The organism is Streptomyces sp. NPDC050703, from assembly GCF_040654435.1.
Lineage (GTDB): Bacteria > Actinomycetota > Actinomycetes > Streptomycetales > Streptomycetaceae > Streptomyces.
On record NZ_JBFAHX010000079.1, the window covers coordinates 1 to 12,269 of the forward strand.

General features: G+C 74.6%; 11 protein-coding genes. 3 read left to right on the forward strand and 8 right to left on the reverse strand.

The features are described 5' to 3' along the window. The 4 genes from AB0I16_RS35225 to AB0I16_RS35240 all read right to left on the reverse strand — a co-directional run. Window positions 1–485: biotin/lipoyl-containing protein (locus AB0I16_RS35225; protein ID WP_363253761.1), on the reverse strand; the 485-nt coding region annotated here is incomplete at its 3' end. A 111-nt stretch (window positions 486–596) separates the two neighbouring features. Next, window positions 597–1,985 (reverse strand): dihydrolipoyl dehydrogenase, encoded by a 1,389-nt coding sequence (gene lpdA, locus AB0I16_RS35230; protein WP_055528395.1) that lies wholly within the window; start codon window positions 1,983–1,985, stop codon window positions 597–599. 309 nt (window positions 1,986–2,294) lie between these two features. Then, complete coding sequence (locus AB0I16_RS35235; protein ID WP_363253762.1) at window positions 2,295–3,839, reverse strand: leucyl aminopeptidase; 1,545 nt, start codon at window positions 3,837–3,839, stop codon at window positions 2,295–2,297. A 146-nt stretch (window positions 3,840–3,985) separates the two neighbouring features. Then, window positions 3,986–4,768, reverse strand: coding sequence for an adenosylcobinamide-GDP ribazoletransferase (locus AB0I16_RS35240; RefSeq protein WP_363253763.1), 783 nt, complete (start codon window positions 4,766–4,768; stop codon window positions 3,986–3,988). 66 nt (window positions 4,769–4,834) lie between these two features. Here AB0I16_RS35240 and AB0I16_RS35245 point away from each other — a divergent pair, with 66 nt between their 5' ends. Continuing rightward, window positions 4,835–5,650, forward strand: a complete 816-nt coding sequence (locus AB0I16_RS35245; RefSeq protein ID WP_363253764.1) for a hypothetical protein — start codon at window positions 4,835–4,837, stop codon at window positions 5,648–5,650. Here the strand turns inward: AB0I16_RS35245 and AB0I16_RS35250 are convergent. The 3 genes from AB0I16_RS35250 to cobT form a co-directional block, all read right to left on the reverse strand. Further along, a complete protein-coding gene (locus AB0I16_RS35250; protein WP_363253765.1) occupies window positions 5,539–6,288 on the reverse strand; it encodes a hypothetical protein in 750 nt (249 codons plus the stop codon). The genes AB0I16_RS35245 and AB0I16_RS35250 overlap by 112 nt on opposite strands. After that, a complete protein-coding gene (locus AB0I16_RS35255; protein WP_363253766.1) occupies window positions 6,285–8,078 on the reverse strand; it encodes a phosphatidylglycerol lysyltransferase domain-containing protein in 1,794 nt (597 codons plus the stop codon). The genes AB0I16_RS35250 and AB0I16_RS35255 overlap by 4 nt, the downstream gene beginning before the upstream one ends. Before the next feature lie 96 nt (window positions 8,079–8,174). Further along, window positions 8,175–9,293, reverse strand: coding sequence for a nicotinate-nucleotide--dimethylbenzimidazole phosphoribosyltransferase (gene cobT, locus AB0I16_RS35260; RefSeq protein ID WP_363253767.1), 1,119 nt, complete (start codon window positions 9,291–9,293; stop codon window positions 8,175–8,177). 226 nt (window positions 9,294–9,519) lie between these two features. Here cobT and AB0I16_RS35265 point away from each other — a divergent pair, with 226 nt between their 5' ends. After that, window positions 9,520–10,596 carry a class I SAM-dependent methyltransferase gene (locus tag AB0I16_RS35265; RefSeq protein WP_363253768.1) on the forward strand — a complete coding sequence of 359 codons (1,077 nt, stop codon included), beginning with the start codon at window positions 9,520–9,522 and terminating at the stop codon, window positions 10,594–10,596. Window positions 10,597–10,608: 12 nt separating this feature from the next. On the opposite strand, the gene AB0I16_RS35270 is transcribed toward AB0I16_RS35265, so the two are convergent. Continuing rightward, the gene (locus AB0I16_RS35270; RefSeq protein ID WP_363253769.1) at window positions 10,609–11,817 is read right to left on the reverse strand and encodes a bifunctional adenosylcobinamide kinase/adenosylcobinamide-phosphate guanylyltransferase; all 1,209 of its coding nucleotides are present in this window, start codon (window positions 11,815–11,817) and stop codon (window positions 10,609–10,611) included. A 101-nt stretch (window positions 11,818–11,918) separates the two neighbouring features. Here AB0I16_RS35270 and AB0I16_RS35275 point away from each other — a divergent pair, with 101 nt between their 5' ends. Next, window positions 11,919–12,155, forward strand: coding sequence for a hypothetical protein (locus AB0I16_RS35275; RefSeq protein ID WP_363253770.1), 237 nt, complete (start codon window positions 11,919–11,921; stop codon window positions 12,153–12,155). The last annotated feature ends 114 nt before the right edge of the window (window positions 12,156–12,269 follow it).

Sequence of the window (12,269 nt, forward strand, 5' to 3'; positions counted from 1 at the left end):
AGGAGGGGCTCGTCGGCCGCGACCTCCTCGCCGACCTCCTTCAGCCAGCGGGTGACGGTGCCCTCGGTGACGGACTCACCGAGCGCCGGCAGGGTCACCTCGGTGCCCTCGGCGGCGCCGCCGGACGGCGCGGGCGCCTCCTGCTGCGGGGCCTCCTCCTGCGCGGGAGCGGCCGGGGCCTCCTCCTGCGCGGGGGCGGCCGGGGCCTCGGCCTGGGCCGGGGCGGCCGAGCCGCCCGCGTCGCCGGAACCGTCGTCGATGACGGCCAGCTCGGCGCCGACCTCGACGGTCTCGTCCTCGGCGACCTTGATGGAGGCCAGGATGCCCGCGGCGGGGGAGGGGATCTCGGTGTCGACCTTGTCGGTCGAGACCTCGAGCAGCGGCTCGTCGGCCTCGACGCGCTCGCCTTCGGCCTTCAGCCAACGGGTGACAGTGCCCTCGGTGACGCTCTCGCCGAGCGCCGGAAGGGATACGGAAACCGCCATGGTTTCAGGTGCTCCTTACAAAAGATTGGGGGCCTCCCCCGGCTCGAACCGTAGCTGCGAGCCCGGGGAAGGAAGTCTGGTCGTCGTCTCGTCGCGCCCGCTGACCGTAGGTCAGTCGTGGGAGTGCAGCGGCTTGCCCGCCAGGGCCAGGTGGGCCTCGCCGAGCGCCTCGTTCTGCGTGGGGTGGGCGTGGATGAGCTGGGCGACCTCGGCCGGCAGCGCTTCCCAGTTGTAGATCAGCTGCGCCTCGCCGACCTGCTCGCCCATGCGGTCGCCCACCATGTGGACGCCCACCACGGCACCGTCCTTGACCTGGACGAGCTTGATCTCGCCCGCGGTCTTGAGGATCTTGCTCTTGCCGTTGCCCGCGAGGTTGTACTTGAGGGCGACGACCTTGTCGGCGCCGTAGATCTCCTTGGCCTTGGCCTCGGTGATGCCCACGGAGGCGACCTCGGGGTGGCAGTACGTCACCCGGGGCACGCCGTCGTAGTCGACCGGGACGGGCTTGAGACCGGCCAGACGCTCCGCCACCAGCATGCCCTCGGCGAAGCCGACGTGCGCGAGCTGGAGGGTCGGGACCAGGTCACCCACGGCCGAGATGGTCGGGACGTTGGTCTGCATGTACTCGTCGACCAGGACGTAGCCGCGGTCCATGGCGACGCCCTGCTCCTCGTACCCGAGGCCCTGGGAGACCGGGCCGCGGCCGATGGCGACCAGGAGGACCTCGGCCTCGAAGGTCTTGCCGTCGGCGAGGGTCACGCGGACGCCGTCCTGCGTGTACTCGGCCTTCTCGAAGAACGTGCCGAGGTTGAACTTGATGCCGCGCTTGCGGAACGCGCGCTCAAGAAGCTTGGAGCTGTTCTCGTCCTCCACGGGCACGAGGTGCTTGAGGCCCTCGATGACCGTGACGTCGGCCCCGAAGGACTTCCACGCCGAGGCGAACTCGACGCCGATGACGCCGCCGCCCAGGATGATCGCCGACTTCGGCACGCGGTCCAGGGTCAGGCCGTGGTCCGAGGAGATGATGCGGTTGCCGTCGATCTCCAGGCCCGGCAGCGACTTCGGCACGGAGCCGGTCGCGAGCAGGACGTGGCGGCCCTGGACGCGCTGCCCGTTCACGTCCACGGAGGTCGGCGACGAGAGCTTGCCCTCGCCCTCGATGTACGTCACCTTGCGGGAGGCGACGAGCCCCTGCAGGCCCTTGTACAGGCCCGAGATCACGTCGTCCTTGTACTTGTGGACGGCCGCCATGTCGATGCCCTCGAAGGTGGCCTTCACGCCGAACTGGTCGGCCTCGCGCGCCTGGTCGGCGATCTCGCCGGCGTGCAGCAGAGCCTTCGTGGGGATGCAGCCGTTGTGCAGGCAGGTGCCGCCGAGCTTGTTCTTCTCGATCAGGGCGACGTCCAGGCCCAGCTGCGCTCCGCGCAGCGCCGCGGCGTAACCGCCGCTACCGCCGCCGAGGATCACTAGGTCGAAAACGGTGCTGGCGTCGTTCGCCACGTCACGTCCTCCATGCATGTGCGCCGTACGCCGGACCCCTTTTCGCGGGGGACGACCGGTCGGTCGGCTGGTATTCGGCCGCTCTTGTTTCGGCCCTGTGGTGGGGGCCCTGTCCTGCCGAGAACCCATCTTCGCACTTGTCGGCGCGAGACGGGACGCCGGGCCGGGCTGTGAGACACCCCACTGCCCCTCCGACGGCCCCCTCCACACGGACGACCACGCGGATTTCATCGAGGGCGAAATCGCGCGCGTGACGGAAACGGGCCCCGGACGTCGGCACGTCCGGGGCCCGCTCCGGGTGCGTCAGGGTCAGCCCAGGTCGCCCGCGGCGGTGCGCTCGGCGAGGCGGACCAGGGTGCGGACCGCGCTGCCGGTGCCGCCCTTGGGGGTGTAGCCGTACGGCGCGCCCTCGTGGAAGGCGGGGCCCGCCACGTCCAGGTGGGCCCAGATGATGCCCTCGCCCACGAACTCCTGGAGGAAGAGGCCCGCGACCAGGCCGCCGCCCATCCGGTCGCCGATGTTGGCGATGTCGGCGGTCGGGGAGTCCATGCCCTTGCGCAGGTCGGCGGGGAGCGGCATCGGCCACGACGGCTCGCCGACCTCCTCGGCGATCTCGTGCAGCGACGCGCGGAACGCGTCGTCGTTGGCCATGATGCCGAAGGTGCGGTTGCCGAGCGCCACCATCATGGCGCCGGTCAGGGTCGCCACGTCGACGATCGCGTCGGGCTGCTCCTCGGACGCCTTCGCGATGGCGTCGGCGAGGACGAGCCGGCCCTCGGCGTCGGTGTTCAGGACCTCGACGGTCTTGCCGCTGTACATCCGCAGGACGTCGCCGGGGCGGGTCGCGGAGCCGGACGGCATGTTCTCGGCGAGCGCCAGCCAGCCGGTGACGTTCACCTGGAGGCCGAGGCGCGCGGCGGCGACCACGGCGGCGAAGACGGCCGCGGCACCGGCCATGTCGCACTTCATGGTCTCGTTGTGACCGGCGGGCTTCAGCGAGATGCCGCCCGAGTCGTACGTGATGCCCTTGCCGACGAAGGCGAGGTGCTTCTCGGCCTTGGAGTGCGTGTAGGAGAGCTTCACCAGGCGCGGCGGGGCCTCCGAGCCCGCGCCGACGCCGAGGATGCCGCCGTAGCCGCCCTTGGTGAGCGCCTTCTCGTCGAGCACCTGGACCTTGATGCCGTGCTCCTTGGCGGCCGCGGTGGCGACGGCGGCGAAGGCCTCGGGATCGAGGTCGTTCGGCGGGGTGTTCACGAGGTCACGGGCGCGGTTGAGCTCCTCGGCGACCGCCACGGCGCGCTGCAGCTCGGCCTTGTAGGCCTTGTCGCGCGGCTTGCCGCCGAGCAGGGCGATCTCGGCGAGCGGCGCCTTGGCCTCCTTGCCGTTCTTCCTGCCCTTGGCGTCGCCCGCGTCCTTGTACGCGGTGAAGGAGTAGGCGCCGAGCAGCGCGCCCTCGGCCAGGGCGCCGATGTCCTCGGCGTCCTCGACGGGCAGGGCGAACGCGGCCTTCTTCGAGCCGGTCAGGGCGCGCGCGGCGGCACCGGCGGCGCGGCGCAGGGCGTCGGTGCCGTACGTCTCGTCCTTCTCGGGGACCTCGCCGAGGCCGACCGCGACGACGACCGGCGCCTTGAAGCCGGAGGGCGCGGGCAGCTTCGTCACCTCGCCCTCGCCGCCCGTGGCGCCGAGGGTCTCCAGGACGGACGCGAGCTTGCCGTCGTACGCCTTGTCCACGGACTCGGCGCCGGTCGCGACGGACAGGGCCCCCTTGGAACCTGAGCCCTTGGCGACACCGACGACGATCGCGTCGGCACGCAGGCCGGACGCGGCGGCGGTGCTGAGAGTCAGAGCAGTCACGGTGGTGAGGTCCTCTTTCGGTGAGTTTCGTCGGGCTGTGGGGTGGTGAGCCCGTCGCGAGCCTACGCCCGTGAACGCTGCGGTGCGCCTCACTGTGTGTGTTCGGCACGCTGTCGGGCGCGCCCCGGGCCCCGCGGGTCCGGCCGTCAGCCGAGCGCGAGCACCACGAGGGCGGTCGTGGCGGCCGTCTCCGCGAGGCCGCCGAAGACGTCCCCGGTGACGCCGCCGAAGCGTCGTACGCAGTGCCGCAGGAGCAGTTCGGCGGCCACGGCGGCGATGCCGACGGCCACCGCCGCCCGCACGACGCCGTACGGGCCGAGCAGCGTCCCGAGCGCCGCCGCCCCGCAGAGGACGGCCGCGGCCACGAGCAGGGCCGCGCCGCGCGGCACCACCCCGGCGACGGCGGCGCCGAGCCCCTCGGGACGGGCCGGCGGCACCCCGGCGCGGGCGGCCAGGGTCAGGGCGAGGCGGGCCGCGGTGGCCGAGACGACGGCCGCGACCGCGCCGTGGGTCCACGACGCGTCGTAGAGCCGGCAGAGGGCGGCGACCTGGGCGAGCAGCACGAAGAGCAGGGTGATGACGCCGAAGGGCCCGATGTCGGACTGCTTCATGATCCGCAGCGCGTCGTCGGCGGGCTTCGCGCTGCCGAGGCCGTCGGCGGTGTCCGCGAGCCCGTCGAGGTGGAGGCCCCTGGTGAGGGCGGCCGGGGCCGCGGCGGTGGCGACGGCGGCCAGGAGCGGGCCCGAGCCGAGCAGCGCCAGGGCGCCGCCGGCGCCCGCCGCGCAGAGGCCGACCACCAGGCCGGCCAGGGGCGCGCACCGCATGCCGTCGCGCGCGGCCTCGCGGTCCCAGCGGGTGACCCTGACGGGGAGCGCGGTGAGGGTACCGAAGGCGAAGCGTATGCCGTCGGCGGGGGAGGTTCTGGGCACCGGCGAAGGCTACCCCGGTGGTCCTCCCGGCCTGCGGGCCGCCCGCGGGGGGCGGAGGATGGCCGGGTGAGCGACTGGTGGTACCGGAATGTCGTCGAGCCGGGGAAGCTGCCGCTGCTGCTCGCCCTGGTCTCGTTCGTGGGGGCGTTCCTGGTCACCAGGACCGTCACGCGGCTCATCCGGGCGGGCAAGGGGCCGTTCCGGGACGTCAGCACGGGTTCCGTGCACGTGCACCACGTCGTGCCCGGGGTCTTCCTGATGCTGGTCGGCGGGTTCTGGGCGGTGGGCGCGGGGCGGCACGGCGCCGGGCCGGCGTACGCCGCCGTGATCTTCGGTGCGGGCGCCGGGCTCGTGCTCGACGAGTTCGCGCTGATCCTCCACCTCGACGACGTGTACTGGAGCGAGCAGGGCCGCAAGAGCGTGGAGGTCGTCGTGCTCACGGCCGCCCTGGTCCTGCTCGTCCTCACCGGTTTCTCACCGCTCGGCGTCGGCGACCTGGCGCCCGGCGAGCGGCACAACCGCGGCCTGCTGGCGCTGAACACCGGTGTGAACTGCGCCTTCGCGCTGATCGCGCTCCTCAAGGGCAAGCTGCGGACCGCTCTGATCGGCACGGTCGTCCCGCTCGTGGCGCTGGTCGGCGCGGTCCGTCTCGCCCGGCCCGGGTCGGCGTGGGCGCGGCGGTTCTACCGCCACCGGCACCGGGCACGCGCGCGTGCGGCGCTGCGGGCCTACCGGCACGACCGCCGCTGGGCGGGCCCGCGCCGCGCGCTTCAGGACCGGATCGGCGGCTTCTCGCCCGACGCGGGGCCCTCGCCCGACGCGGGGCCCTCGCCCGACGCGGGGCCCTCGCCGGGCCGGGAGCGCCCGCCGCGGCGCCGGTGACGCGGCGGAGAGAGCGCGCAGAGCACGAGGACGGCCGCGATCGCCGCCAGGTGCTCCTTGCCCGCGAGGTTGTCCTTGACGAGCAGCTCGACGACCATCAGGGCGGTCACGAGGGCCGCCGTGAGGTACGCCCCGTAGCGCCAGCACACGTACACCGCGAGGCCGACGACGGCGGCCGAGGGCCCGGTGTCCACGACGCGCGCGTCGGAGCCGGGGAGCCCGACCGGGTGGCCGGGGCCGAGGGCGATGCCCACGCGCGCGTAGAGCGTGCCCGCGAGGGTGGCGGCGTACCCGACGAGGAGGGTGCGCCGCCGGCCGACGCAGATCTCGGCGATCCCGAAGACGACGAGGACCTGCGCGAGCGCGCCCCACACGGGCAGGTCGAGCGCGGGCACGAAGAGGGAGAGCGGGGTGCGCAGGAGCGCGAGCCACAGCGGGTCCTCGGCGCGCACCGAGCCGATGTCCTGCACGAACCGGTAGCCCCAGGGCCGGTTCTGCGCGTACTGGAGGAGCGCGGTGAGGCAGACCGCGGCGAGGGTCATGGGCACGGCCCGCAGGCGCCGGGTGGCGAGCGCGTCCCGCACGGTGGAGACGAGCGGTCCCCACTCGTCGCGGGCCCGGCGGCCCAGCAGGCTCATCGTCTCGACTCCAGGTGTCTTCGGTGCAGCAGCCTCGGCAGCCCGGGCGCTTCGAGGAAGCCCTCCGCGCGGGCGGCGGCGATGCCGATGCGCGGAAGGTCGCCGCTCTTCTCGAAGAGGAGGAAGCGCGGCTCCCAGATGGGCCGGTACTTGGCGTTGGCCCGGTACAGGGACTCGATCTGCCACCACCGCGAGAAGAAGCCGAGCAGCGACCGCCACAGGCGCAGGACCGGCCCCGCGCCGAGCCGGGAACCACGTTCGAAGACGGATCTGAACATCGCGAAGTTGAGTGAGACCTGCGTGATCCCGATCTCCGGGGCGCGCTGGAGGAGTTCGATGACCATGAACTCCATCAGGCCGTTCCCGGAGTCCCTGTCACGGCGCATCAGGTCCAGGGAGAGCCCGTGCGGCCCCCAGGGCACGAAGGAGAGCACCGCCCGCAGCACGCCGTCCGCGTCCGTGCACTCGACCATCACGCACCGCCCGTCCGCCGGGTCGCCGAGCCGCCCGAGCGCCATGGAGAAGCCGCGCTCGGTGGCGCCGTCACGCCAGTCGTCGGCGCGTTCCAGGAGGTACGCCATCTCGTCGGCCGGGATGTCCTCGTGCCGGCGGACGCGGACCCGGTAGCCGGCGCGCCGCACGCGGTTGTACGCCTGCCGGACGGTGCGCATGGCCCGCCCCTCCAGGGTGAAGTGCTCCTGCGGGGTGCCGCTCCGGGCGGCCGTGCAGACGATCGCCTCGTCCCCCAGTTCGAGGGCGTCGAGGCCGTGCCGCGCGTAGACGGTGCCCGCCTCCTCGCTCGCGCCCATGACGGCGGGGAGCCAGCCGTGCTCGCGGGCCTCGGCGAGCCACGGCTCGATCGCGCCGGGCCAGGCCTCCGGGTCGCCGACGGGGTCGCCGGAGGCCAGCGAGACGCCGCCGACGACGCGGTAGGCGACGGCCGCCTTGCGGGTCGGCGACCACACGACGCTCTTCTCGCGGCGCAGCGCGAAGTAGCCGAGGGAGTCCCGCTCGCCGTGCCGGGCGAGCAGGGCGCGCAGCCGCTCCTCGTCCTCCTCGGTGAGCGGGTCGACGGCCCTGCGGGAGCGGAACGCCGCGTACAGGACGGCGCAGAGCAGCAGGGTGCTCAGGATGTTGACGCAGACGTTGGCCCAGCCCGGGGTGGTGATGCCCGCGAGGTGCTCGTCGTCGTCGGCGGCGAGCGAGACCAGGCGCATGGTGCCGTAGCGCCAGCGGTCGAGGAAGGACGAGCGGTGGTCGTCGTGCGCGCGGTTGGTGGCGGTGACGAGCAGCGTCGCGAGCAGCGAGGCGACCAGGAGCCCGCCGATCGCGACGACCGAGGCCAGCCGGGGGTTGGCGCGGTCGCCCTTCGCGTAGAACTCGCGGCGCCCGACGAGCAGCGCGGCCACGAAGGCGGCGGTCAGGGCGAGCGAGATCCAGTTCTGCGCGTACGCCCGGATCTCGGGGAAGAGCATCGCGAAGGCGAGGAGCAGCAGGAAGAGGCCGCCGAGGACGAGGTTGAGAATCCACGCGGCGCGTTTGCGGCGCCGCATGGTGATCGCCAGGAACAGCGTGAACGCCCCGGAGGCGAAGCCCGCGGTCAGCAGGTACGGCGTGAAGTAGTTCTCCGTGTTGTGCTGCCGCAGGTCCTGTCCGAGGGAGACCCAGACCGCGCTCAGGAAGTTGACGAACGTGACGGCGCGGAGGTACCAGACGGTGAAACCGGCGGCCCGGCGCCGGGCGACGGTGCGTGGCCGCTGTCGCCCGGTGGCCGCCTGATCATCTCCCATGCCGCTCATCTCCCATGAAACCCATGAAAAGGGATCATATGGGGCGAGAGCGGGACTCCTTGGACCTCCTGCCGCCGCTTCGGGCGCGCCTGGCGCCTACCGCGGGTCCGATCCGGACGACGGGTCCTCATCGGCGGCCGGGGCCACCCCCGCCGGGTCGGCCTCGGCCGGCTTCCGCTCGGGAAGCTCCGCCGACAGGGCCGCCGCGGCCCGCACCAGGGGCAGCGCGAGCAGGGCGCCGACGCCCTCGCCGACCTTGACGCCGTGGGCCAGGAGCGGTTCGAGCGCCATCCGGTCCAGCGCCTTGGCCTGGGCGGGCTCCCCGCTGTCGTGCCCCGCGAGCCACCAGTCCGGCGACCGGAAGGCGACCCGCTGGGCGACCAGCGCCGCCGCCGACGCCACGACGCCGTCGAGGATCACCGGCGTGCGCCGCACCGCGCACTGCAGCAGGAAGCCGGTCATCGCGGCCAGGTCGGCGCCGCCCACCGCGGCGAGCAGTTCGAGCTGGTCGCCGAGGACGGGGCGCGCCCGCCGCAGCGCGTCGCGCACCGCCGCGCACTTGCGCATCCACGCCAGGTCGTCGATGGCCTCGCCGCCCCGCCCGGTCACCACGGACGCGTCGGTGCCGCAGAGCGCGGCGATCAGCGTGGCCGCGGGCGTCGTGCCGCCCACGCTGATGTCACCGAGGACGACCAGGTCCGTCCCGGAGTCCGCCTCCTCGTCGGCCACGGCCATGCCCGCCCGTACGGCCCGCTCGGCCTCCTCTGCGGTCAGCGCGTCCTCGACGTCGATGCGCCCCGAACCGCGCCGCACCCGGTGGCCCGCGACCTCCTCGGGCAGCTCGGCGGGGTCGCAGTCCAGCGCCATGTCGACGACGCGGACCGGCACCTCCTGGCGGCGGGCGAGCACGGCCGCCGGGCTCTCGCCCGCGAGCACCGCGCGCACCAGGGCGGCGGCGCTCCCCGCGGGCCGCGCCGACACGCCGAGTTCCGCGACCCCGTGGTCACCCGCGAAGAGGACCGCGCGGGGCCGCTCGACGGTCCTGACGGGCACCGCGGACTGGGCCGCCGACAGCCACTCGCCCAGTTCGTCGAGGCGGCCGAGTGCGCCGGGCGGCAGTGCCTGGCGCTCCCTGCGCTCCTCGGCGTCGCGGCGCACCCCGCCGTCGGGGCGCTCGATCAGGTCGGTGAAGTCGTCGAGATTCAGCGAGCTCATTCGCCGAACAGTACCGGCAGGGGCGGTGCCGGTGCCCGAAAGGCCCGGGGCCCCGGCACCCCGCGGGCGCACGGCCCCGCCGGCCGCCGCCGGTGCCCGGTCACGACATGTGACGCCACGGGCGCGTGACGTCATTGCTCGGCCCTCGTCCATCCCTTACGTTCCTTTTGTGCCGGATTGCCGTACCGCTCTACGCCCGGTGCCGCCCACCTCAGGAGCCACGACCATGGACGTCGCCCCGACCGTCGCCGACCGGCGCTCCGCCTGCCTCGCCGCGCTCGCCCAGGGCCCCGCCCGCTTCCACGAGCCGCGCCGCACCGACTGCCCCTGGTGCGGCTCCCCGCGGCTGCGGGTCCTGCTGCGCTCCACCGACCTGGTCCAGCGCAAGCCGGGCACCTTCACGCTCGACCAGTGCGCCGCCTGCTCGCACCTGTTCCAGAACCCCCGCCTGACCCCCGAGGGCCGGGACTTCTACCGCAGGGACCCCCATCTCTACGGCGCCCGCGAAGGACTCGGCGCCCCGCTCGCCGACCGGCTGCTCGGCACCCGCACCACCGACCGGCGCCACCTCGCCAGGGCCCTGGCCCTGCGCGTCTTCGACGAGCCCGAGTGCTGGCTCGACGTCGGCACCGGCACCGCCCGCTTCCCCGCCCTGGCCCGGCGCGTCCTGCCGTACACGTCCTTCGACGGGCTCGACCCGGGGCGCCGGATCGAGGACGCCGTACGGAGCGGACGCGTCGAGGAGGGCCACCGGGGCAGCCTCCCGGCGCTCGCGCACCGCCTGGCGGGGCGCTACGACGCCGTGAGCATGTTCCACCACCTCGCGGGCAGCCCCGACCCGCGCGAGGAGCTGAAGGGCGCCCGGCTCGCCCTGCGGCCCGGCGGCCACCTGATGATCGAGGCCGCCGACCCCGAGTGCCGCTACGCGCGACTCCTCGGCACATGGTGGCCCGGCTGCGCCCAGCCGCGGCACCTGCACCTCATGCCGCTCGCGGGCCTGCGCGCGGAGCTGAAGAGGCTCGGCTTCACGGTGGTCGCCGTCGACCGCCGCGCCCCCCACGTCCCCGCCGACCTGGCCGGGGCCCTCGCACTCGCCGTCAACAGCCGCCTGCCCCAGGGCGACGTCCCCTGGCGCGCCCGACCCGCGCCCCTGCTCCGGCGCGGGCTGCGGCGGGCCGGATGGTGGGCGTCCGTACCGCTCCTCGCCCTCGCCCACGCCCTGGACCGGCTCCTCGCGCCCCTGCTCACCCGCACCGGCTTCGGAAACGCCTACCGGGTCATCGCCCGCCGCGACCCGGGGTGAGATCGTGCCGGATCAGCCGCGCAGCGGCATCGGCAGGCCCGCGACGACGAGCAGGACGTGCTCGCACTCGGCGGCGAACGCGGCGTTCAGACGCCCCAGCTCATCGCGGTAGCGGCGGCCCGACGCCGTCGCGGGCACGATGCCGGAGCCGACCTCGTTCGACACGGCGACCACCGTGCGCCGGGTGCCGCGCACCGCCCGCGCGAGGGCGGCCACCCGCCCCCGCAGCTCACGCTCCCCGCCGCCGGCCCACTCGGCGTCGTCCCACGCGCCGACCTCGTCCATGACGTGGGTCAGCCAGAGCGACAGGCAGTCGATGAGCAGCGGCGGCCCGTCCTGCGCGAGCAGCGGTCCGAGCTCGCAGGTCTCCTCGGTCCGCCAGGACGCGGGGCGCCGCTCGCGGTGCAGGGTCACCCGCTCCGCCCACTCGGCGTCGTCCTTCCTGGTCCCGCCCGTCGCCACGTACAGCACGTCGGGGAAGCCCTCCAGCCGCCGCTCGGCCTCCACCGACTTGCCCGAGCGGGCGCCGCCGAGCACGAGGGTGCGGCGCGGCACGTCGGGCACCTCCTCGTAGGCGCCGACGGTCAGCGTCGTCCCGTCCGCCACCGCCCGCGCGCCCGCCGCCGCGAGACGGCGCGTCAGCTCACGCCCCTGCGGCACGTCATGGCCGATGTGCACGGCGACCACATCGGTGGTCGGCCCGACCGCGCCCACCGAGCGCAGCCTCGCGATCCCGTCGGGCCGCCCGACGACATCGGCGAGGACCAGCTCGTACGGGGTGCGCCCGCCGGCCTTCTCGCCGAACCCGGCGGGCGCCCCGCCCGGCGGCAGGTACAGCAGCCGCTGCCCGTCCGGCCCGGTCACCTCGTAGCCCGAGCCGGGCGCGTCCATCGCCACCGCGCGCACCCGGTGGCCGGTGAGCAGCGCCAGCTCCCGGCCGTCGGCGACCCGCCCCGGCTGCGGGAGACCCACGGGGACGTCGACGGCGGGCCCGTCGTGCGGGTGGGAGAGCAGGACCTGGCGGACCCCGCCCAGCGAGTGCCCCGCGCGGGCGGCGGCGAAGGCCGCGCCGGGGGTGAGGTCGAGCAGCAGGACGCCGTCCACGAGCAGCGCGGTGGCGGCGCGCGCCGCACCGCCGAGCGAGGTCGCGCAGACCGCGCAGGGGCAGCCGGGGAGGGGCAGACCTTCGGGGGCGCCGGTGCCGAGCAGAGTCAGTTCCACACGAAGATCCTCCCGCGTCGGGTCCCGCGCCGCGCGCCCGGCTAGGCTTCAGGCGGATTCGGGCGGTCCTCAGGCCGCCGAGGAACCTCCGGGAGGCTGACATGGCGGCATGGACGTGGCGGTTCGAGAAGGCGGACGGGACGGAGGTCCGGCCCGCGGTGCAGCCCGAGGAGTTCACCACGCAGGGCGACGCCGAGTCCTGGGTCGGCGAGTACTGGAAGGCGCTCTCCGAGGGCGGCGCCGACCAGGTGACCCTCTTCGAGGACGCCACCCGGATCTACGGCCCGATGAGCCTGCACCCGGACGCGGCGGAGGCGCCGGGGGAAGCGCAGGCGTAGCCCGCGGGACAGGACGAGGGGCGGCGGCCGTGACCTCTCGCTGGCGACCGGGCAGCCCTGGAACAGGGTGCCGGTGCGCGCGGTGGCCACCAGGCCGGTGCCCTGGAGGATCGC

Excerpts from the sequence above, each read along its gene's own strand:
- AB0I16_RS35250 (WP_363253765.1), bottom strand. The coding sequence starts at position 6,288 with ATGAGCCTGCTGGGCCGCCGGGCCCGCGACGAGTGGGGACCGCTCGTC.
- AB0I16_RS35255 (WP_363253766.1), bottom strand. The coding sequence starts at position 8,078 with ATGGGAGATGATCAGGCGGCCACCGGGCGACAGCGGCCACGCACCGTC.
- cobT (WP_363253767.1), bottom strand. The coding sequence starts at position 9,293 with ATGAGCTCGCTGAATCTCGACGACTTCACCGACCTGATCGAGCGCCCC.
- AB0I16_RS35265 (WP_363253768.1), top strand. The coding sequence starts at position 9,520 with ATGGACGTCGCCCCGACCGTCGCCGACCGGCGCTCCGCCTGCCTCGCC.
- AB0I16_RS35275 (WP_363253770.1), top strand. The coding sequence starts at position 11,919 with ATGGCGGCATGGACGTGGCGGTTCGAGAAGGCGGACGGGACGGAGGTC.